We start from the raw sequence: 18195 nt of genomic DNA, 5'->3' as shown, positions 1-18195 counted from the left end.
GGCCGAGGCGCGGGCATATTCCCCGATCACGTCGTTGGTGTCGGACGGATTGATATTGGCAACGCCATCACCGCCAACCCATTCGCCGGCAATCAGGTTTTGGTGCAATGTCATGGGCCTCAGCCTCCTTCATCTACTTTTCGCGGGCAACCGCGCCTGTCGCGGCCTGCCACTGGCATACCGCATATGTCAGAGCTGATGTATGGCGACCGGTTCGGCGGCGGCGATTGCGAGCGGATTGCGCAAGGGAAGGCCGAATTCGGCAGCCTCGATCTCGAAGACATCCCCCTCTTCCGTGCGGATACCATCGCCGAAGGAGAGCGTCGCCGTGCCGAACATGTGGACGTGGATGTCCCCCGGCTGGCGGAACAGGCCATATTTGAAATGGTGATGCTCGAGGTTGGCAAAGCTGTGCGACATGTTGGCTTCGCCCGATAGGAACGGCTTTTCCCACAGAACCTTGCCGCTCCGCAGGATACGCGAGGTGCCTCTGATATCGTCGGGTGCTGCGCCGACGCGGATTTCCGGCCCGAAGCTCGCCTGGCGCAGCTTCGAATGCGCGAGCCAGAGATAGTTGACCCGCTCGGTCTTGTGATCGGAAAACTCGTTGGCGACGGCAAAGCCGATACGGAACGGCATGCCCTTGTCAGAGATCACGTAGATGCCGGCCATCTCCGGCTCCTCCCCACCGTCTTCGGCAAAGGCCGGAGAGACGAGCGCCGAACCGGGCGCGACGGCGGAGGTGCCGTTACCCTTGTAGAACCATTCCGGCTGCACGCCGGTTTCGCCCGGTTGCGGCTTGCCGCCTTCAAGGCCCATGCGGAACATCTTCATCGAGTCGGTCAGCGTCTCCTCCGCCGCCTCGGTCGTCTTTTTGTGCATGGCGTCGCGGGTCGCGGCTGAACCAAGATGCGTCAGCCCCGTTCCGGTCAGATGCAGGTGCGCGGGGTCGGGGTGGGTGATCGGCGGCAGAAGACGGCCTTCGGCATAGGCCTTTTCGAGATCGACGGCAGCACCAAGACCCTTTGCCTCGATCGTGTCCTTGAGGCTACGCCCGGCATTGGCCGCGTCCATCGCCAGTGCATAGACGCTCGCCGCGCCGTTGACTGCGCGGGCAACCTCGCCCGGCGCGCGTACCGCGACCGTTGTCGATCCGTCTTCGTTCCTGATCTGAGAAATCAGCACGATCCTGTCCTTCCTTGCATCGTTCGGGCCTTGCTCGCGCCTGATCTCAGGCAAACCGCGGCCCCTCGGGTGGCTCTCGCCACCCAATCCTGACAGTCCGGGCTGTCACTCCCGGCAGCCGGAGCTGCCCGTTCAATGGTACTGGTTCGATCCGGGCCGTTCGGTCGCTGGTCAGCCCTTGTTCTTGTTGTAGACGTCGAAGAAGACGGCAGCGAGCAGCACCAGACCCTTGATCAGCTGCTGGTAGTCGATGCCGATGCCCATGATCGACATGCCATTGTTCATCACGCCCATGATGAAGGCCCCGATCACCGCGCCGATGATCTTGCCGACGCCGCCGGACGCTGAGGCGCCGCCGATGAAGCAGGCCGCAATCACGTCGAGTTCAAAGCCTTGGCCGGCCTTCGGCGTTGCCGAGTTGAGGCGGGCGGTGATGATCATGCCGGCAAGTGCGGCCAGAACACCCATGTTGATGAAGGTGTAGAACGTCAGCCGCTCGGTGTTGATGCCGGAGAGCTTCGCCGCCTTGACGTTGCCGCCCATGGCATAGATGCGACGGCCGATCGTCGAGCGCGTGGTGACGAAGGTATAGAGCGCGATCAGCACGCCCATGGCAATCAGCACGTTGGGCAGGCCGCGATAGGTCGAAAGCTGATAGCCGATGAACAGCGCAACGACGGCGATGACCGCCATCTGGATGGCGAAGAAGACGAAGGGCTCGTTTTCGCTACCGTGCTGCTCGTTGACCCGGCGATTGCGCACGCCCGCATAGATGGCGTAGCCGACGAGTGCCAGCACCGCCACCAGCGCCACCATGTTCTGGATGAGGTCGGGCCTCGGATTGAGGAAGTAGAGGAAATCCGGAACGAAGCCTGTCGAAAGCAGCTGAAACTCCTTCGGGAACGGACCGATCGGCCGGCCGCCGAGCACCACGTAGGTGAGCCCGCGGAAGACCAGCATGCCGGCAAGCGTGACGATGAAGGACGGGATCTTCTGATAGGCGACCCAGTAACCCTGCGCCGCCCCCATGATGCCGCCGACAACAAGACAGGCAGGAATGACGACGAAGGCCGGCAGGCCCCACTTGACCAGCATGATCGCCGATATCGCCCCGATGAAGGCGACGATCGAGCCGACCGAAAGGTCGATGTGTCCGGCGACGATGATCAGCAGCATGCCCAGCGCCATGATGACGATGAACGAGTTCTGCAGCACCAGGTTGGTGATGTTGACCGGGCGGAACAGCACGCCGTTGGTGACGAACTGGAAGAACAGCATGATGACCACGAGCGCGACCAGGAGGCCGTATTCGCGGATGTTGTTCTTGAGATAGTCCCCGATCGAGGGTTTGTTCGGTTGGGTGCTCGTATCGGCGACCATTAGTGTTTCTCCCCTGAACGCATGATGGCACGCATGATGGATTCCTGGCTCGCTTCGGCCTTTGAAAGCTCGGCGACGATGCGGCCCTCGTTCATGACGTAGATGCGGTCGCAGGTTCCAAGCAGTTCCGGCATCTCCGATGAAATCATCACGATGCCTTTGCCCTCGGCTGCAAGCTGGTTGATGATGGTGTAGATCTCATACTTCGCGCCGATATCGATACCGCGTGTCGGCTCGTCGAGGATGAGGACTTCCGGATTGGTGAACAGCCACTTCGACAGCACCACCTTCTGCTGATTGCCGCCGGAAAGATTGACCGTTTCCTGATAGATCGAGTGCGAGCGGATGCGCAGCTTCGAACGATAGTCGGAGGCGACCTTGACCTCCTTGCGATCGTCGATGACGCCGTTGGACGCCACCGCCTTCAGGTTGGAGAGCGTGGTGTTCTCCTTGATGTTGTTGATCAGCACGAGACCCAGTTGCTTGCGGTCTTCGGTGACATAGGCGAGACCAGCGTCGATGGCGCGGGGGATGGTGCTGACGTCGACCGGCTTGCCGCGCATCAGGACGTCGCCGGTGATCTTGTGCCCCCAGGACTTGCCGAAGATGCTCATCGCCGTTTCGGTTCGCCCCGCCCCCATCAGGCCGGCGATGCCGACGACTTCGCCGGCGCGCACGGTAAAATTGACGTCGTGCAGGAACTGCCGGTCGCGGTGATGCTGGTGGAAGACGTTCCAGTTCTTCACTTCCAAGAGCGTCTCGCCGATCTTGGGCTCGCGCGGCGGGTAACGATCTTCCATCGCACGACCGACCATGCCCTTGATGATCCGGTCTTCGCCGATATCCTCGGTCTGACAGTCGAGCGTTTCAACGGTTCCGCCGTCGCGCAGGATGGTGATCTGGTCGGCGACCTTGCGGATCTCGTTCAGCTTGTGCGAAATGATGATCGAAGTCATGCCCTGCGCGCGAAACTCCATCAAGAGCTTCAAGAGCGCGTCAGAATCGTTTTCGTTGAGCGAGGCGGTCGGTTCGTCGAGGATCAGCAGCCGCACCTTCTTCGACAGCGCCTTGGCGATCTCGACCAGCTGCTGCTTGCCGACGCCGATGTCAGTGATCAGCGTGGCGGGCGGCTCGCTCAGGCCCACCTTTTTCAGAAGTTCCTGCGTGCGGGCAAAGGTCTGCGGCCAATGGATCACCCCATTGGTGGCGATCTCGTTGCCGAGAAAGATGTTTTCGGCGATCGACAGCAGCGGAACCAGCGCCAGTTCCTGGTGGATGATGATGATGCCGAGATGTTCGCTGTCAGAGATGGTCGAGAAGCGGCGAGGCTCGCCGTCGTAGTAGATCTCGCCGTCATAGGTGCCGGCGGGATAGACGCCGCTCAGTACCTTCATCAGCGTCGATTTGCCGGCACCGTTTTCACCGACCAGAGCGTGGATCTCACCTTCGCGAACCTTGAAGCTGACATTGTCCAGCGCCTTGACGCCCGGAAACGTCTTGGTGATGCCACGCATTTCGAGAATGATATTGTCCATGTTCAGTCATTCCAGCGGCAGTCGGCAAGAGAGTACAGGCTCCCTCACCGGGATAAAAGGGTCCGCGATGGATCGCGGACCCTCAGGTGCGTCATCCTATCAGTTGTTGATCTGATCTTCGGTGTAGTAACCGGAGGAGACCAGCACATCCTTGATGTTGGACTTGTCGACCGCGACCGGCTTCAGCAGGTAGGACGGAACGACCTTGACGCCGTTGTCATAGGTCTTGGTGTCGTTCACTTCCGGCTCCTTGCCTTCCATGATCGCATTGACCATGCCGACCGTGACCTTGGCGAGTTCGCGCGTGTCCTTGAAGATCGACGAATACTGTTCGCCGGCAAGGATCGACTTGACCGAAGGCAGTTCGGCGTCCTGACCGGTAACGGCAGGCATCGCCATGTCGCCGGAACCATAGCCGACGCCCTTCAGCGCCGAGATGATGCCGATGGACAGGCCGTCGTAGGGCGACAGAACGCCATCGACCTTGGCATCGGTGTAGTTGGAGGACAGCAGGTTTTCCATGCGGGCCTGGGCAACGGCACCATCCCAGCGCAGCGTGCCGACCTGGTCCATGCCCTTCTGGCCGGACTTGACGACGATCTTGTTGCTGTCGATCAGCGGCTGCAGGACCGACATCGCACCGTCGTAGAAGAAGAAGGCGTTGTTATCGTCAGGCGAACCGCCGAAGAGTTCGACGTTCTTCGGCTCGGTCGCGCCGTCGAGCTTCAGGCCCTGCACCAGCGACGTTGCCTGCTGCACGCCGACCTGGAAGTTGTCGAAGGTGGCGTAGTAGTCGACATTGCCCGAATCGCGGATCAGACGGTCGTAAGCGATGACCTTGACGCCGGCGTCATGGGCCTTCTGCAGGATGTCGGAAAGCGTCGTGCCGTCGATGGCGCCGATGACGAGAACCTTGGCACCCTTGGTCACCATGTTTTCGATCTGGGCGAGCTGGTTCGGAATATCATCGTCGGCAAACTGCAGGTCCGGCGTGTAACCGGCTTCCTTGAACAGCTTCTCCATGGTCTCGCCATCGGAGATCCAGCGGGTCGAGGTCTTCGTCGGCATGGAAATGCCAACCGTGCCTTTGTCCTGTGCGAAGGCGGGCGCAGCAAACGACGCGACGGAGATCGCGGCCGCTGCGAGAAGCGAAGTAATCAATTTCATCTGGTCTCTCCCAAAAGTGTTGAAGCCGGCAGGCCCGCAGCCTCCCCGTCCTATGCGCAGCGATCCACCGGCCCGGAGATCGCGTCTCCGGCGGTGGATCCAGGTGAAGGAAGTCCTCCCCGCCCGCATGCTCCCACATGCACTGGCACATGGGGAAAAACTGGAATCAAAAGCCATAACTGTCAAATACAATATCGCTTTGCTACCATACCAATATTGATATACTACTCGAAAACAGTGTGATTTTTGAAACATCCTGAAAACTGGATTGCCCACGATGATGAAAGAAGGAAAGCCCGGCACGACAGGGATTGCCGCCGAACAGTTCGACAGCGGGCTCTTTCGCTCAGGGCTGAAGATCAATCACCTCCGGCTGATCCTGGCGATCGACGATCATCGTCGCATCAGTGCGGCCGCCGAGACGCTCGGCATCTCCCAGCCCGCCGCCTCGCGCATGCTGGCGGAGATCGAGACGATCCTGAAGGCGCCGATCTGCGAGCGAGTGGCACGCGGCGTAGAACTGACCCGCTACGGCCAGGCGTTGGCGCGGCGGGCGCGCACGATCTTTCTGGAACTGCGGGAGGCCTCGCGCGAGATCAGCGAACTGAAGACCGGCAGCGGCGGCTCGGTGTCGATCGGCTCGGTGACCGGGCCGGCGCTCAACCTCGCCGTTCCGGCAATCCGCCAGGTCATCACCGCCTATCCCGGCATCGAGATCAACATCCAGATCGAAAACAGCAATGTGCTGACGCGCGAGCTGCTCGCCGCCCGCCACGACTTCGTCGTCGGACGCATCCCAGACGATCTCAGCCCGCGGCTCTTCAACATGGTCGAGATCGGCTACGAGGAGGTCTGCCTGATCGTGCGCGACGGCCATCCGCTGCTCGACAAGCCCATTGCCGGCGCCGAAGATCTGCCCGCCTACGACTGGGTGTTCCAGCCGCCGGGAACGCTGCTGCGCCGCGCCGTCGAAGACAGCTTCATGTCCGCGGGTGTGCGCCTACCGGCGACCGTCATCAACACCTCGTCGATCATCCTGACGCTGTCGATCGTGCGCAACACCAATGCGATTGCGCCGGTGGCGCTCGATGTCGCCAACCTGATCGCCGACAACGGCACGCCGGCCGGCGAGATCCGCATCCTCAAAACCGAGATCCCGATCCGCATCAAGCCCTATGGGTTGATCACCGCCGAGGGACGCGCGCTGCCGCCGAGCGCCAAGCTGCTCTACGACCTCATTCTCAAACAGGGACGAGCATGATCAGCCAGCATTGGTTGATCAGCCTGGGCATGATCAAGTTGATCAGCCTGGGATAATCTCCATCCGGCATTTTGCGCCGGGATAGCGGAGGCTGCATGTTCGGAATGTCGGTGTTTCAGTCCGTGCTCGAGCGGCTGAAGACGGAAGAAGACGAGGAAGAGACCGCCAATGCGGAGGTTTTCGCGACGTCGCGCACGCCTCTGTTCGCAACCACGTTCGTCGCCGGCGGCGCCGACAGCGCGTCTGCTGCGCGCAGCGCCGTCGAGCGAGCCTATTTCGATGCGTCCTTCGTCGAGCCGCCGCCGATAGAGCCGATGCCGGAATTTCTCAACCGCATCAGCCTTGCCGAAGTCGCCGAGGAACTTGACCTTGGTGAAGGGGAGACATTGACGACGCTCGCTGCCAAGCGGCGAAGCTTCGCCGCCGCCAATCATCCCGATCGCCTGCCGCAGGACTACCGCGCCAATGCGACGGTCCGGATGAAACTCGCCAACATGCTCATCGACGAGGCGTCGCGCCAATTGCAGGCGGCCTGACCGCCGCTCACGCGTCGTTGTCAGCCTTGGGCGTCTCGTCTTTTGACGCCGAGCCCTCAGCACCGGCAGTCTTGTCTGTCGGCTTGTAAAACAGCAGCAGAGAGGACCCGACATAGGCGGCGATCGCCAGAGCGATGATGCTGAAGAACGGCTGGTCGTGATAGAATTCGAGCGCCGCCCAGCCGGCGCAGACTAAAAAGATCAAAACCCGCCGCCACAAGGGACGGTAAAAGGCGTGGTCCGGGTCGATGAGTTTGATCATCCTGTCCTCTGGGTGCTTGCGCTCGTGATCGGCAACGGATGTCTTGTAGGGGAAATCCACCGGCCGCCGCAAGCCCGCGACCGCATCACGCCCTTGACGGGCACCATGAAAATAGAATAAAAATTCCGAAATTGTTTTCTTCGACCATTTCATTCCGAACAGATGGCGCCGGACGCCCGCACGGAAGAAACGGTCGGGCAAGGGAGAGGAAAGCGCGCGGCATCCGCTCGGGCACCATCGCTGACAACCACCTTGCAACCCAATCGCGGAATTGCCCCTCCGCGGCGCCTTTGCGCGATGAGCGCCGATCATCACGCACCTTCCCGGTCGAGGACCGGATTTCGAGAGAGACAGAGATGACAGTGAGATTTGGTCTTCTGGGCGCCGGACGCATCGGCAAGGTTCACGCAAAGGCCGTCAGCGGCAATCCCGATGCCGTGCTCGTCGCCGTGGCCGACGCCTTTCCGGCCGCCGCCGATGCCATCGCCAAGGCCTATGGCTGCGAGGTCCGCACCATCGAGGCAATCGAAAAATCGGCCGATATCGACGCCGTTGTCATCTGCACGCCGACCGATACCCATGCCGACCTGATCGAGCGTTTCGCCCGCGCCGGCAAGGCGATCTTCTGCGAAAAGCCCATCGATCTCGATGTCGATCGCGTGCGGGCCTGCATGAAGGTGGTGGCCGAGACCAAGGGCAAGCTGATGGTCGGCTTCAACCGCCGCTTCGACCCGCATTTCATGGCCGTCAAGCAGGCAATCGACGCCGGCAAGATCGGCGACGTCGAGATGGTGACGATCACCTCGCGCGATCCCGGCGCGCCGCCGGTCGACTACATCAAGCGCTCGGGCGGAATCTTCCGCGACATGACGATCCATGACTTCGACATGGCGCGCTTCCTGCTCGGCGAAGAGCCCGTATCGGTAACGGCGACCGCCGCCGTCCTCGTCGACAAGGCAATCGGCGAAGCCGGCGACTACGACAGTGTGTCCGTCATCCTGCAGACCGCCTCCGGCAAACAGGCGATCATCTCCAACTCGCGCCGCGCCACCTACGGCTACGACCAGCGCATCGAGGTTCACGGCTCCCAGGGTGTCGTCTCGGCGGAAAACCAGCGCCCGGTGTCGATCGAGATCGCCAATGGCGAAGGCTACACCCGCCCGCCGCTGCACGATTTCTTCATGACCCGCTACACCGAAGCCTATGCCAACGAGATCGAGAGCTTCATCTCCGCGATCGAAAAGGGCACGGAAATCACCCCGTCGGGCAAGGATGGCCTGGCAGCGCTCGCGCTTGCCGACGCAGCCGTGAAGTCGGTCATCGAAAAGCGCCAGATCAGCGTCGCGTAAAGCATTTCGAGGAAAAGTGCGAAGCGGGTTTCCGTTTGGCAAAGACAAACGGCCGGGCGCGACACGCCCGGCCGTTTCGTGTTTCAGTTCATTGCCTCAGCCGTCCGCGCGCAATGGCGCATTCTCCCATCCGCCTGACTGCTCCTCCTGCCCGGTGCTCGGGGCAACGCCGGGCCTGCCAGTGAGAAAGCCCTGAACCTGGAGGCAACCCTCGTCGACCAGGATCTGCCTTTGCCGCTCCGTTTCCACGCCTTCGGTTACGACAGGCAGGTTGAGGCTGTTGCCAAGCGCAATGATCGCCCTGACGATCGCGTGCGCCGAAGGGTCCTTGTCGATCACGGCAGTGAAGCTGCAATCGATCTTCAGCTTGTCGAACGGGAACGTCTGCAGGTTGCTGAGCGAGGAATGCCCGGTGCCGAAATCATCCATGACGATGCGCACCCCATGTATCCTCAGTCGTCCGAGGGTGGCGAGAACGTCTTCGCGATTGTGCAGAAGGGCCGCCTCGGTGATCTCCAGCTCCAACCGGCGCGGCTCCAGCCCCGTTCGCCGCAGGATACCAAAGATCTGATCGAAAAGATTGGGAAGCAGGAACTGCACCGGCGAGATATTGACCGAAACCGGTAGAGGCTCGTTCCATTTCGCCGCCTCCCTGCAGGCCTGCTCCAGCACCCATTCGCCGATCTGGATGATCGAACCGCTTTGCTCGGCGATCGGGATGAAGACATCGGGGCTGATGAGGCCACGCTCCGGATGCATCCAGCGCAAGAGCGCCTCGTAGCCCAGGATCCGATCGCCGCGCAGATCGACAAGCGGTTGATATTCAAGGAAGAGCTGCCGGCGAAGCACGGCATGGCGCAGGTCGTTTTCGATCTGCCGTCGCGTGCGCACGGTCTCGTCCATTTCCGTGTCGAAGAAGCAGGCGATCCCCTTGCCCGATTGTTTGGCGCGGTAGAGAGCGGTGTCGGCATTGTTGCGCAGCCGGTCAGCCGTGTCGCCATCAGCAGGGTAGATCGCAGCACCGATGCTGACGCCGACGGCGGTCGGATCGCGGTTCGTATCCATCTCGGCGGCAAAATAAGTCAGGATGCGGTCCGACAGGTGACGCGCCGCGTCGGGCTGTTCGCCACCCACCTGAAGAATGGCAAACTCGTCGCCGCCCAGCCGGGCGACGGTATCCCCCTCGCCGACCGCCTTGCGCAGGATGTCGGCGACCTTCATGAGGATGCGGTCCCCCTCGCCATGGCCGAAAATGTCGTTGACGGCCTTGAAGCGGTCGAGGTCGAGGCAAAGGATGGCAAGCTGCTCGTTCTTCGCCGCCGCCACCGTCATGACCTGGGCCAGGCGCCGGTCGAAGAAACCACGATTGGGAAGATCGGTCAGCACATCGTGGTGGGCCAGATGCTCGATAGTGCGCTCGGCTTCCTTGCGCGCGCTGAGGTCGCGCACGAAGATCACCTCGCATTCGCGGCCGCGATACTCGACCGTCCGGCACATGAACTCGACCGGCACGGACTGGCCGGCCACATTGATCAGATCGATTTCGCCGGGGCCGTCGCCGCGATGATGGCTCTGCAGCCCTTCCTCACCGAAGGCGAAAACCTCCGCCGGTTCTCGGCCGGTGAGCTCCGAAACCTTCCATCCCGTCAGGCGCGCAAAACGCTCGTTGGTGTCGATGATGCGGCCTTCATGCACGATGGCCATGCCTTCCAGCGATGCATTGGCAAGCCCGCGCAGGTCGGTCAGATGCCGATCGACGAACAGCGCGCCGAAGGCCAGGATGATCAGCATGGTCGAGGCAGCAATGACCCCGCCGGCAAGCCAGGCCGGATGGATGGTATCGGCTGCCGGAATATCCGGCGCCGGTACCAGCGTGATGCCACTCATCGAGGTGAAGTGCAGGACGCAGATGGCAACGACGAGCAGCAGCGTCGAGACGACAAGCCTGCGGGCGTTGCGCAGCACATGAAACGCATGCAGCGCTGCCATCGCCAGCAGGGTGCCGGCGACGATGCCGAAAACCGTGAACCTTGCATCGTAGACAATGTGTCCCGGCATCTCGAGCGCCTGCATGCCGGTAAAGTGCATGGCGGCAATGCCGCCGCCCAGGATGACACCGCTAGATGCAAGGGCGTAGTGCGAGCGAGCGCCAAGCCCGACCGTGAAAGCAACCCAGGCGGCCGCGATCGCGAGAACGATCGAAAGCGTCGTCCCCCAGGCGCCATAGGAAACCGTCATCCCGCCATCATAGGCGAGCATGGCAATGAAATGAGTGGACCAGACGCCGATGCCGCAGGCAAAACCACTGACGGCGGTCCAAAGACCGCGCTGACTGCCTTCGCTTCGCTGGGCACGCAGCAGCAACAGCATGGTTGCGACGCAACCGGCCAGGCAAACCACGGCCGCCACCAGCACCAGACGCCAATCGTGATCATCGCGTATGCATGCAATCACTGAAAACATCATCGTCTCCCGCGTCAATGTCACATTGACAAGGAGTTGCTAAATAACTGTAAATTGTATTAGCTGGTTTGTTCGCCCTTGATACAACCCCAAAAATGGTTGCCTCGCCCGTCTCGCCAAAGCGGCTGTTCCTTAGTGCGATCCGGCCGTAGCAATCTCGCTGTCGATCTTGCCCAGAGCACGCTCGAGATGGCCGTCGAACACGAGCCGCTGTTCGTCGAGCACGACCGATATCTCGGGCGCGCCCTGAAGCCTGAGCTGGAGTGACTGGGATACGCCCTCCTCCAACCCGCCGCGCAAGAGATCGAAGTAGCGCGTGCCGGGGCCGGTAACGTAGATCGGCATACGCTCGTAAAGACTGAGCATGCGCGAGACGCCGTTGCCGAGCGCGATGCCAGCTTGGCGAAAGGCATAGCCGGCCATGCGATGCCCCTGGCGCGCACTCGCTGCGATCTTGTCCATTTCGGCAATTGGCACGAATTTCGCCGGGATCGTGTCGGCCGGCACTTCGAAGGCGGCCCGCAGAATGCCGTAGAAACCGGCAGCCGCTTCGATGCAGCCATAGGCGCCGCAACGGCACAGTCCGGCCGATGGCGCATGCAGCATGTGGCCGAAATTCGGCGCCGTCACGTCGATCTCGCCGAACCTGCCCTTGCGGGCAACGCCGAGGCCGATGCTGTGGCCGAGCGAGATGGCGGCAAGCGATCGAAATCCGCCGTCCGGCGCGCGCTCCGCTTCGGCCGCCAGCGCCTGTGCCACCAGCAGGGTCTCATTGTTGAGCATCACCCTCGCTCGCCATTCCGGCGCAAGCAACGCGGCAAAGTCGAGCTGCTCGCTGCCGAACACCGGAGACCAGAGCAGCCGTGCCGCGTCCGTATCGGCGTCGACCAGCCCCTTGCTGCTGATGGAGATGGCCAGCACGCGGTCGCGCGTCAGGCGCGAGCGCTGCAGCAGGCGCTCCAGCGCCTCGACGAAGGTGCGCGCAAACGCGTCCGTGCCGCGCTGGTCGTGATTGCGGCCCTCCTCGAAGCGGTCGAGCAGCGTGCCGCCATAGTCGGTCAGCGAATACTGCACCACATCCGAAGAGATACGCACGACGACGATGTAACCGCAGTCGCGACGTGGCGTGAACAGGACGCGCGGGCGCCCTCGTCCGCCCTGCACATGCTGTTCCGCCTTGGCGATCACTCCGGCGCGCTCGAGCTCGGCCGTGATCGCCGACACCGTCGCCGAGGCGAGCCCGGTTGCGGCGGAAATTTCGGTATGCGAGAGATTGCGGGCGCGCCGGAGCGCGGCAAGGACCAGCGCACTGTTCTGCTGACGCACGAGCTCAGTGCTGGACTTGGTCAGCATCATACGTCCTTGCCGGTGGCGGGTCCTTCGAACACATGCCCTCCCAAAGCATCTGTTGCACGGCGAGGCAAGGCACTGATCGCCTTGTCGACACCTCGTCAATCTCTGCCATTGATTTTCTCGACTGTCGAGAAATAATCCACAGACCCTTTCCGGCAGCGATGAGTGGCAATGAACTTGCTCGGCGCTGAGCGAGAAGGCTGTCATCAGAGCTGAAACGCACGGCCATTGATCAAGACCGAGCGGGATCGCCGGCAAATCACGCGGCACCCGACCCGAGCTTGGCGGCCGGAACTGTTGAAATGACACAACAATCCCCTTCCCGCCTGCGTCCGTTTCACCCGGACCCTCACCGCACCCCCGGTGACGAGCCCAGGAAACCGGCGCATCGGCAGTCCATACGCAACCGGGTCGGCCGTGTTGACAGGCCGTGGATTCTCTGACATTCATTTTCTCGACTGTCGAGAAAATAAAACCGGACGATGTTTACGGTGGCATTTCGACAGCGTTGCAAGGCTGGTCGAGGATGGTGCGGGAGGTTCGCACGCTCAGCCGGCCGCCACTCGGGAGGATGAAATGAAATCCGTTTTGAAGCTGATGGCAGGGGCTGCCATCATCGCGTCGATGCATTCCGCAGCCATCGCCAAGGATCTGGTGGTCGGCGTTTCCTGGTCGAACTTCCAGGAAGAGCGTTGGAAAACCGACGAAGCCGCCATCAAGGCAGCACTTGAGGCATCCGGCGACAAGTACATTTCCGCTGACGCCCAGTCTTCCGCTGCCAAGCAGCTGACCGACGTCGAGTCGCTGATCGCCCAGGGTGCCAACGCTCTGATCGTGCTTGCACAGGATAGCGACGCCATCGGCCCGGCCATCGAAAAGGCTGCCGCCGAAGGCATTCCGGTTGTCGGCTACGACCGCCTGATCGAAAATCCGGCCGCCTTCTACATCACCTTCGACAACAAGGAAGTGGGCCGCATGCAGGCTCGCGAAGTGTTCAAGGTCAAGCCGGAAGGCAACTATGTCTTCATCAAGGGCTCGTCTGCCGACCCGAACGCCGACTTCCTGTTCTCCGGACAGATGGAAGTGCTGAAGGAAGCTGTCGACGCCGGCAAGATCAAGAGCGTCGGTGAAGCCTACACCGACGGATGGAAGCCGGAAAATGCCCAAAAGAACATGGAGCAGTTCCTGACCGCAAACGACAACAAGGTCGACGCGGTCGTCGCTTCCAACGACGGCACCGCTGGCGGTGCGATTGCAGCCCTCGATGCCCAGGGCCTCGCCGGCTCCGTTCCGGTCTCCGGCCAGGACGCCGACAAGGCAGCCCTCAACCGCGTCGCCCTCGGCACCCAGACCGTTTCGGTCTGGAAGGACTCGCGTGAACTCGGCAAGCGCGCAGCCGAAATCGCCGCCGAACTGGCGAGCGGCAAGAAGATGGAAGAAATCGCCGGCGTGACGGCCTTCAATGGCGGCCCCAAGGGCGTCGCCATGCAGTCGGTCTTCCTCGCACCGCTTCCGATCACCAAGGAGAACCTCAACGTCGTCATCGACGCCGGCTGGATCTCCAAGGACGAAGCTTGCCAGGGCGTCAAGGGCGACGTCGCTGCGTGCAAATAAGCCGCCCGGACAGAGTTGAGCTCTAACCTTCGACAAGCGCCGCAACGCAACCCGTTGCGGCGCTTGCGCAAGGTGTGACCGGGGCGGACAATGCCCGCTGCATGATCCCTTAAATCGGAAGCGATCTGAGGAGAGGATCATGAAGCATGCTTGAAGTTTTACAGCGTCCTTAGCGCGTCATATTTCACACGCGGCGCTGTAAGACCTTCAGGCACGCGTTGGCACGAACGAGAGAAGCGCTCGACAACTGTCTTCATCATCAGACTTGTCGCGTCCCATTCCGGTCTTTGGCGCCGGCGGATGCGGTGACATCAACAGAAAGTGGGGGGAAGGCACGTCCATGGCCGACATCACACAAGGCAATCAGACACAGAGCCAGGCCAACCGTGCCCGCAACGCGGACGAGAACCCGGTGAAGCGCTTCTTCCGCGCCACCGAGATCGATACCCGCTTGCTCGGCATGGTCGGCGCGCTGGCCATCATCTGGCTCGGCTTCGAGATCATGACCGGCGGCCTGTTTCTGACGCCGAGAAACCTTTGGAACCTGACGGTTCAAACCTCGTCCGTCGCCGTGATGGCGACCGGCATGGTACTGATCATCGTCACCCGCAACATCGATCTGTCGGTCGGCTCCGTGCTTGGCTTCTGCGGCATGATCATGGCGGTCATGCAGGTCAAGGTCCTGCCGCAATATCTCGGGCTCGAGCATCCCGCCATCTGGATCATCACGCTTGCCTGCGGCATCGCCGTCGGCGCCGCGATCGGCGCGCTCCAGGGCTCGATCATCGCCTTCCTCAACGTGCCGGCCTTCATCGTCACGCTCGGCGGCCTGCTCGTCTGGCGCGGTGCCACCTGGTTCGTCACCAGCGGCCAGACTGTTGCACCGATGAATTCCACCTTCCGCCTGATGGGCGGTGGCACCGAGGGGTCCATCGGGGCGACAGCCAGCTGGATTGTCGGCATCATCGCCTGTATCGCCATCGTCGGGGCCATCCTCAACTCGCGCAAGCAGCGCAAGCGCTTCGGCTTTCCGCTGCGCCCGGTCTGGGCCGAATATTTCCTCGGCATCCTCGGCTGCATCCTGGTGATGGGCGCGGTGGCGATCGCCAACCACTATTACTGGCCGGTCAACATTGCTCGCAAATATGCCGACGCCAACGGCATCGCCTGGCCGGACGGCGGCTTGCTCATCTCGCACGGTATCGCCATCCCCGTGCTGGTCGCCATCGCCGTCGGCATCGTCATGACATTCATCGCCACTCGCCTGCGCTTCGGCCGCTATGTCTTTGCGCTCGGGGGCAATCCTGAGGCAGCCGAACTGGCGGGGATCAAGACCCGCTGGGTCACCGTCAAGATCTTCATGCTGATGGGCGTGCTCTGCGCCATCGCCGCGGCGATCTCGACGGCCCGCCTCAACGCCGCAACTAACGCGCAAGGCGAGCTCGACGAGCTCTACACGATCGCAGCCGCGGTCATCGGCGGCACGTCGCTTGCCGGCGGCGTCGGCACGATCGCCGGCGCGATGATCGGCGCACTCGTCATGCAATCGCTGCAGTCGGGCATGGTGCTCTTGGGGATCGACTCGCCGTTCCAGCGCATCGTCGTCGGCGTGGTTCTTGTCGTCGCCGTCTGGCTCGACACGATCTACCGCGCCCGTGCCAAGTAAGAAGGAGTCCGACCAATGAAAGACCAACGCACTCCGCTCGTGGAAATGAAGAACATTTCCATCTCCTTCGGCGGCATCCATGCGGTCGACAACGCTTCCGTCGACCTCTACCCCGGCGAGGTCGTGGCGCTTCTCGGCCACAACGGCGCCGGCAAGTCGACGCTGATCAAGATCCTGTCGGGCGCCTACAAGCGCGACGGCGGCGAGATCCTGATCAATGGCGAAGCCGCCGACATCAGCAACCCGCGCGACGCCAAGAAATACGGCATTGAGACGATCTATCAGACGCTTGCCGTCGCCGATAACGTCGATGCGGCCGCCAACCTCTATCTCGGCCGCGAGCTGCGCACCCCCTGGGGCACGCTCGACGACGTGGCGATGGAGGCCAAGGCCCGCGAAGTCATGGGGCGTCTCAACCCCAACTTCCAGCGCTTCAAGGAACCGGTGAAGGCGCTTTCGGGCGGCCAGCGGCAGTCGGTGGCGATCGCCCGCGCGATCCTGTTCGACGCCCGCATCCTGATCATGGACGAACCGACGGCAGCCCTCGGGCCCCAGGAAACCGCCCAGGTCGGCGAGCTGATCAAGCAGCTGAAGCGCGAAGGCATCGGCATCTTCCTGATCAGCCACGACATCCACGACGTCTTCGACCTCGCCGACCGCGTCTCGGTGATGAAGAACGGCCAGGTCGTCGGCCAGGCCCGCACAGAGGATGTGACCAAGGACGAGGTGCTCGGCATGATCATCATGGGCAAGGTCCCGCCCAAGGCGATCCCCGGCCCCGGCGCCATGCAGACCGCCTAACCAACGACGCCACATGGCCCGGCAATCGCCGGGCCATGTGTTTCATCGGTTTAAGCGGAACCGAGTAGCAAGCTTCAAGGGCTTCAGCTCGCTTTACGAGTCATGTTCGACTCCGGTGCAGACCACCTCGACATCCCCACTGATCCATTCTGCATGCCCGACCTTTCCCCTCACCCGCACCGCCATGCCTGACACAAAGGGCACAGCTTGTCCCGCCCCGCCCGGCAGCCACATCAGGCCCATTCCAAAGCTCGACCATCGGCTGGCTTCCGCATCAATTTGTGAGCCGCTCGCAAATTCCCCTGCGAACTCCGTCATTTCACCATTGAAGCGACGCGCAAGCTAAGCTATGAACCGCTCACAGTCCGCTTCGGCGGCCTTGCTGCAAACGGATGCACCCGTAGCTCAGCTGGATAGAGTGTTGGATTCCGATTCCAAAGGTCACAGGTTCGAATCCTGTCGGGTGCGCCATCTTTCCACCATTCCAGAACAATGATGGTGCTAGGTCCGCGCCCGCCGCCGACCGGACGTTTTCCTTCTATCAGTTGCCCAGGGCCGTATTTCCGCCGAAGACGTCATGAACTGCCCAGCCAGTATGTCCGTGACAGGCTGACGTGGCTCGCGCGCCTTGAGCATCCTCACCCCCTCAAGAAGACGATCCTCTGCGAGCCCGCTCGTTACCGCCAGCCGCTGCCATTTGTCCTCGTGTTGTCGCCGAGTTGATACAAACGCGGTATCTGCGGCCATGGCGTGCCAAGAAGCTATCCCGCCAGAGGGGCTTCCATGAAGATGAGATGGTTGCACAGTTCAGGAGGTGCGTCGTAATAAGGCGCGATCTCCTGGAATCCGAGAGAGCGGTAGAGGCTCAGCGCCTCATCGTGGTTGCGGCCGGTATCCAGCCGCATGGTCGCGTAGCCCCGCTCAGCAGCCACGCGCACGATGTTTTCGGCGAGACGGCGGCCCAGCCCTAAGCCTCGGCCCTCGGGGCTGATGAACATGCGCTTCATCTCGCATGTGTGTTCATCGATCCGCTGCATCATAACACAACCGACCACCTTTCCGTTCAGGCGGGCAACAAGGATCTCGCCATGTGGAGCCGAGTGGATCCTCGGCAGGCTGTCCAGGAGCGCGGCCCATTCTTCTGGTGTGTAATAGCGGTCGACGAACCAAGCGTTTTCGCCGTAGCGTGACCGGCACCAGTCGATGAAGCTGTTGCACAAGGCTCGAATGGCAGGGAAGTCGTCAGGCCCGGCTGGGCCGATCTCCGAGTTCTGTTCCACCTCTGTGCCCCACTCACAAATTTTGCATCGGCAAAGCGGGCGCTCCTTCCCGAGTTCCATGGACGCCGAAAAGGAGGCCGGGATCGAGTCGGGCTCAAGCAATCGCCCGCTGGCATTTGGAAATTTTCCTGCCCAGTGGCTCCATCGAACTTCGTGGATTGTGCTCACGCTATAATCAACTGTAGTCGAAAAAGGTCTTGCTGACTATCTGCCAGCGCTTTTCGGTTGTCAGACGAAGACCGCCGAAAATTCGAGCTGTTGGTTGAAGAGTTGCGGATTGCCACAAACTAGGTTTTTGCCAGTAGCCGTTCACACGGCCACTGGCAAAACACATCTCAAGCCC

14 protein-coding genes and 1 tRNA gene are annotated in these 18195 nt (G+C 61.8%); 7 read left to right on the top strand and 8 right to left on the bottom strand.

What is annotated here, in order from left to right; genetic code table 11:
• Positions 1-189: 189 nt before the first annotated feature.
• The 4 genes from araD1 to chvE form a co-directional block, all read right to left on the bottom strand.
• The gene (gene araD1, locus ASD02_RS26600) at positions 190-1185 is read right to left on the bottom strand and encodes an AraD1 family protein (protein ID WP_025428042.1); all 996 of its coding nucleotides are present in this window, start codon (positions 1183-1185) and stop codon (positions 190-192) included.
• Positions 1186-1356: 171 nt separating this feature from the next.
• Entirely contained in the window at positions 1357-2565 is a 1209-nt protein-coding gene (gene mmsB, locus ASD02_RS26595; RefSeq protein ID WP_025428043.1) for a multiple monosaccharide ABC transporter permease, read from the bottom strand.
• Entirely contained in the window at positions 2565-4100 is a 1536-nt protein-coding gene (mmsA, locus tag ASD02_RS26590; RefSeq protein ID WP_025428044.1) for a multiple monosaccharide ABC transporter ATP-binding protein, read from the bottom strand. The genes mmsB and mmsA overlap by 1 nt, the downstream gene beginning before the upstream one ends.
• 99 nt (positions 4101-4199) lie before the next feature.
• Positions 4200-5267 (bottom strand): multiple monosaccharide ABC transporter substrate-binding protein, encoded by a 1068-nt coding sequence (chvE, locus tag ASD02_RS26585; protein WP_025428045.1) that lies wholly within the window; start codon positions 5265-5267, stop codon positions 4200-4202.
• Positions 5268-5547: 280 nt separating this feature from the next.
• Here chvE and ASD02_RS26580 point away from each other — a divergent pair, with 280 nt between their 5' ends.
• Positions 5548-6528: a LysR family transcriptional regulator gene (locus tag ASD02_RS26580; protein WP_025428046.1), complete on the top strand. Its 981-nt coding sequence runs from the start codon at positions 5548-5550 to the stop codon at positions 6526-6528.
• Positions 6529-6623: 95 nt separating this feature from the next.
• Complete coding sequence (locus ASD02_RS26575) at positions 6624-7064, top strand: hypothetical protein (protein ID WP_025428047.1); 441 nt, start codon at positions 6624-6626, stop codon at positions 7062-7064.
• Between the two features lie 7 nt (positions 7065-7071).
• Here the strand turns inward: ASD02_RS26575 and ASD02_RS40645 are convergent, their stop codons facing one another.
• On the bottom strand, positions 7072-7638 hold the full coding sequence (locus tag ASD02_RS40645; RefSeq protein WP_309141689.1) for a hypothetical protein: 567 nt from the start codon (positions 7636-7638) through the stop codon (positions 7072-7074).
• A 44-nt stretch (positions 7639-7682) separates the two neighbouring features.
• Between ASD02_RS40645 and iolG the strand changes: the two genes are divergently transcribed.
• Positions 7683-8675, top strand: coding sequence for an inositol 2-dehydrogenase (gene iolG / locus ASD02_RS26565; protein WP_025428049.1), 993 nt, complete (start codon positions 7683-7685; stop codon positions 8673-8675).
• Positions 8676-8771: 96 nt separating this feature from the next.
• On the opposite strand, the gene ASD02_RS26560 is transcribed toward iolG, so the two are convergent.
• Complete coding sequence (locus tag ASD02_RS26560; RefSeq protein ID WP_057221388.1) at positions 8772-11138, bottom strand: EAL domain-containing protein; 2367 nt, start codon at positions 11136-11138, stop codon at positions 8772-8774.
• 132 nt (positions 11139-11270) lie between these two features.
• Positions 11271-12491, bottom strand: coding sequence for an ROK family transcriptional regulator (locus ASD02_RS26555; RefSeq protein ID WP_025428051.1), 1221 nt, complete (start codon positions 12489-12491; stop codon positions 11271-11273).
• A gap of 576 nt (positions 12492-13067) precedes the next feature.
• Between ASD02_RS26555 and xylF the strand changes: the two genes are divergently transcribed.
• From xylF to ASD02_RS26530, 4 genes are all read left to right on the top strand, one after another.
• On the top strand, positions 13068-14105 hold the full coding sequence (gene xylF, locus ASD02_RS26550) for a D-xylose ABC transporter substrate-binding protein (RefSeq protein ID WP_025428052.1): 1038 nt from the start codon (positions 13068-13070) through the stop codon (positions 14103-14105).
• 340 nt (positions 14106-14445) lie between these two features.
• Positions 14446-15771: a sugar ABC transporter permease gene (locus ASD02_RS26545; protein ID WP_025428053.1), complete on the top strand. Its 1326-nt coding sequence runs from the start codon at positions 14446-14448 to the stop codon at positions 15769-15771.
• Positions 15772-15786: 15 nt separating this feature from the next.
• Positions 15787-16572: an ATP-binding cassette domain-containing protein gene (locus tag ASD02_RS26540; RefSeq protein WP_025428054.1), complete on the top strand. Its 786-nt coding sequence runs from the start codon at positions 15787-15789 to the stop codon at positions 16570-16572.
• Positions 16573-16966: 394 nt separating this feature from the next.
• Positions 16967-17043, top strand: a tRNA-Arg gene (locus ASD02_RS26530).
• 290 nt (positions 17044-17333) lie between these two features.
• Here the strand turns inward: ASD02_RS26530 and ASD02_RS26525 are convergent.
• On the bottom strand, positions 17334-17852 hold the full coding sequence (locus ASD02_RS26525) for a GNAT family N-acetyltransferase (protein WP_081788909.1): 519 nt from the start codon (positions 17850-17852) through the stop codon (positions 17334-17336).
• Between the last annotated feature and the right edge of the window lie 343 nt (positions 17853-18195).

It is taken from the genome of Ensifer sp. Root1252, assembly GCF_001425885.1.
Lineage (GTDB): Bacteria > Pseudomonadota > Alphaproteobacteria > Rhizobiales > Rhizobiaceae > Ensifer > Ensifer canadensis.
This window is presented reverse-complemented; position numbering and strand designations above follow the sequence as displayed.

Excerpts from the sequence above, each read along its gene's own strand:
- mmsB (WP_025428043.1), bottom strand. The coding sequence starts at position 2,565 with ATGGTCGCCGATACGAGCACCCAACCGAACAAACCCTCGATCGGGGAC.
- mmsA (WP_025428044.1), bottom strand. The coding sequence starts at position 4,100 with ATGGACAATATCATTCTCGAAATGCGTGGCATCACCAAGACGTTTCCG.
- chvE (WP_025428045.1), bottom strand. The coding sequence starts at position 5,267 with ATGAAATTGATTACTTCGCTTCTCGCAGCGGCCGCGATCTCCGTCGCG.
- ASD02_RS26580 (WP_025428046.1), top strand. The coding sequence starts at position 5,548 with ATGAAAGAAGGAAAGCCCGGCACGACAGGGATTGCCGCCGAACAGTTC.
- ASD02_RS26575 (WP_025428047.1), top strand. The coding sequence starts at position 6,624 with ATGTTCGGAATGTCGGTGTTTCAGTCCGTGCTCGAGCGGCTGAAGACG.
- ASD02_RS40645 (WP_309141689.1), bottom strand. The coding sequence starts at position 7,638 with ATGATCGGCGCTCATCGCGCAAAGGCGCCGCGGAGGGGCAATTCCGCG.
- iolG (WP_025428049.1), top strand. The coding sequence starts at position 7,683 with ATGACAGTGAGATTTGGTCTTCTGGGCGCCGGACGCATCGGCAAGGTT.
- ASD02_RS26560 (WP_057221388.1), bottom strand. The coding sequence starts at position 11,138 with ATGTTTTCAGTGATTGCATGCATACGCGATGATCACGATTGGCGTCTG.
- ASD02_RS26555 (WP_025428051.1), bottom strand. The coding sequence starts at position 12,491 with ATGCTGACCAAGTCCAGCACTGAGCTCGTGCGTCAGCAGAACAGTGCG.
- xylF (WP_025428052.1), top strand. The coding sequence starts at position 13,068 with ATGAAATCCGTTTTGAAGCTGATGGCAGGGGCTGCCATCATCGCGTCG.
- ASD02_RS26545 (WP_025428053.1), top strand. The coding sequence starts at position 14,446 with ATGGCCGACATCACACAAGGCAATCAGACACAGAGCCAGGCCAACCGT.
- ASD02_RS26540 (WP_025428054.1), top strand. The coding sequence starts at position 15,787 with ATGAAAGACCAACGCACTCCGCTCGTGGAAATGAAGAACATTTCCATC.